Here is a 2,259-nt window from a genome sequence, read left to right as displayed (position 1 = left end):
CTTCCCTCTCCCGCCATCTCGCCGCCCTTGCCGCCGGCGCAGTGCTGGGGCTGGCGCTCACCCCCCTCGCCCACGCCGAGGATGACGGTCCGGAGATCATCCTGCGCTACGGTGAATCCGGTCAGAACTACGAGCGCAGCGGCATCGGCTTCCGCTTCTCGCCGGTTTGGTCGGATGACTGGGGCAACTGGAAGGCAACGCTGCGGCCCGAACTGGAGCTGAGCCAGATGCATTACTCCGGCAGCAAGAGCGGCCCCAACGACCTCACCCAGGGCGGCGCCATCGCGGTGTTCCGGGTGCATTACGGCAACGCCGGCATCCGCCCCTATTTCGAAGCGGGCCTGGGCGCCGGCCTGTTCAGCCAGAGCAAGCTGGGGGCCAAGGAATTCTCCACCCACTTCCAGTTCTCCGAGCACATCGGCGCGGGCCTGGAGTTTGCAAAGCGCTGGTACGCCGGCTACCAGTTCTCGCACTACTCCAACGCCGACATCGAGCTTCCGAACGACGGCATCGACCTGCACCAGATCACGGTCGGCCTGCGCTTCTGATCCCATTCCGAACCGCATAGAGGGAAATACCCCGTGAGCCTGGACCCCAACGCGCCCTTCGCGCTCTACCAGACCCATCTCGAACTCCTCCTGCGCCTGGGCAATCTGGCGCAGGAAGGCAGCTGCCGCCTGCTGAGCGACAGCCGGCGCACGCTGGAACGCGCCGCCGCCGTGCAACGTTCCGAGAGCGCGCGCATTCAGGCAGCCCGGGACTGGGAAGGCCTGCATGCGGCTTCCACCGCTTTCGCCACCGACGCACTGACGCAGCAGACCGAAGATCTCCGCCGTTTCGCCACCCATGCGGTGGAGAACCAGCTGGAATTCGCCGGCCGCCTCGGAGACGCTTTCGCCGACTGGCAGCGCGCCACCACCGGCATTCTGCGCGCCAGCCTGCGCGGCGGCGCCTGATACGGCAACGGCCGGGCTGCATGCCCGGCCGTTGCCTCGTGCGGTCAGCCGGGCCCTCCCCGGCACCATTCATCTCCGGCCGCAGCGCGCGGCACCCCATCAATCCGCCGACCGCAGCGGAATCAGAACGCTCCTTCCAGCTCGCGCGCCTGCACCCCGCTGGCACGCATGCCTTCCGCGCTGGCCTTGGCAAAGCTGCATTCCGACTCGACCACACAGCCGCTGAGCAGCGGGCAGCTGGAGAACAGCTCGACCACCCAGTCGACGAAGGCGCGCACCTTGGGCGACAGGTGGCGGTTGTGCAGATATACCACCGAGATCGGCATCGGCGCCGGCTGCCACTGCGGCAGCACCTCGCGCAGCGCGCCGGATTCCAGGTGCGGCAACACCATGTAGCGCGGTGCCTGGATGAGGCCGAAACCCTGCAGGCCGCAGGTCACGTAGGCGTCCGCGTCATTCACCGACACCACGCCACGGCCTTTGATTTCCACCGGCTCGCCGTCGACCATGAAATCCCAGGGGCAGACCTTGTCGTTGGCGAGGAAGTAATTCACCGCGTAATGCTGGGCGAGCTCATCCAGGCTGCGGGGCGTACCGTAGCGCTGCAGGTATTCCGGCGAGGCGCAGGTCACGCAGGGCACCAGGCCGACGCGACGCGCCACCAGGCTGGAATCTTCCAGTTCGCCCTTGCGGATGGCGCAGTCCACCGCGTCGCCCACCATGTCCACCGGCCGGTCCGTCATGCCGATCACCAGCTCCACGTCCGGGTAGCGGTGGTGGAACTCGCATAGCCGCGGCAGCAGCACCTGGCGGCCGATGGAGCCGGGCACGTCCACCCGCAGGCGGCCGCGCGGGCTGCTCGCCGCATGCCGCAGCGAGGCCTCGGTTTCCTCGACATCGGCCAGGATGCGCACGCAGCGCTCGTAGTAGGAAGCGCCGTCCGGCGTCAGGCTCAAGCGCCGGGTGCTGCGGTTGAGCAGGCGCACCTGCAGCAGCTTCTCCAGGTTCTGGATGGTGGTGGTGACGGTGGCCCGCGGCAGCCCGAGGCTGTCGGCCGCGCGCGAGAAGCTGTTCGCATCCACTACGCGCGTGAACACCTGCATTGCCTGAAAACGATCCATGGACGACTCCCCTCGCTGATCCGCTGCCGAATTATCTACCAAGTTCACCAATGATTGTTCGCTGACTGCGAATAGTGTTTCCGGAAACACCACATTTATCCGCGCGGGAAAACATCCCACCATTGATGCACTGCGGCAGAAATGTAGCCGGAATCAGTGCCCCAGCAAGGGGCGCCCTCCCC

3 protein-coding genes are annotated in these 2,259 nt (G+C 66.8%); 2 read left to right on the top strand and 1 reads right to left on the bottom strand.

The features are described 5' to 3' along the window. Nucleotides 1-548 (top strand): acyloxyacyl hydrolase (locus GRF61_RS23850; protein WP_169153105.1); only part of this gene is annotated, 548 nt, incomplete at its 5' end. A gap of 33 nt (nt 549-581) precedes the next feature. Beyond that, nucleotides 582-956, top strand: a complete 375-nt coding sequence (locus GRF61_RS23845; RefSeq protein ID WP_169153104.1) for a hypothetical protein — start codon at nt 582-584, stop codon at nt 954-956. Nucleotides 957-1,078: 122 nt separating this feature from the next. Here the strand turns inward: GRF61_RS23845 and GRF61_RS23840 are convergent, their stop codons facing one another. Then, complete coding sequence (locus GRF61_RS23840; RefSeq protein ID WP_169153103.1) at nt 1,079-2,077, bottom strand: LysR family transcriptional regulator; 999 nt, start codon at nt 2,075-2,077, stop codon at nt 1,079-1,081. Between the last annotated feature and the right edge of the window lie 182 nt (nt 2,078-2,259).

Origin of the sequence: Azoarcus sp. TTM-91 (assembly GCF_012911025.1) — a bacterium.
GTDB lineage: Bacteria > Pseudomonadota > Gammaproteobacteria > Burkholderiales > Rhodocyclaceae > Azoarcus.
This window is presented reverse-complemented; position numbering and strand designations above follow the sequence as displayed.